The 448-nt window shown below is 66.7% G+C and carries 1 pseudogene; it reads left to right on the top strand.

The annotated features are described in order from the left end of the window. Nucleotides 1–391: pseudogene (locus I6F37_RS39865) on the top strand (hypothetical protein); the annotation flags it as partial. Nucleotides 392–448: the final 57 nt, after the last annotated feature.

The raw sequence follows: 448 nt of genomic DNA, 5'->3' as shown, positions 1-448 counted from the left end.
CCGCGTCAGTGGCGGCTACCTCATGGGCCTCTACTTCTTCTACACGTGCGCCGAGCTGTGCATCTCGCCGGTCGGTCTGTCGTCGATGAGCAAGCTCGCGCCGCAGCGGCTCGCGGGCATGGTGATGGGGACGTGGTTCCTCGGGACGTCGATCGGCATCTACCTCGCCGGTCGTGCGACCGCGATCTCCGAGGCGAACGGTTACCGCTTCCTGGTCATCTTCCTCATCATCGCGTCGCTCGTCATGGCAGGCGCCCTGTTCGCGGTTGCCCCGGTGATCAAAAAGATGCTCGGCGCCGATGCCAAGGCGACCGGCCCGGCCGACAAGAGCGAGAAGGCCGAGCCCGAGCCGCTGCCGTCGGCGCGCGTCCACAAAGACAAAGACGACTAAGCGACGACGATGGACGACGAGCTGCGGGATGCGCGCGACGGGCTGACCCGCCTCGAG

Origin of the sequence: Bradyrhizobium sp. NBAIM08 (genome assembly GCF_020193935.1) — a bacterium.
Taxonomy (GTDB): domain Bacteria; phylum Pseudomonadota; class Alphaproteobacteria; order Rhizobiales; family Xanthobacteraceae; genus Bradyrhizobium; species Bradyrhizobium yuanmingense.
This window is presented reverse-complemented; position numbering and strand designations above follow the sequence as displayed.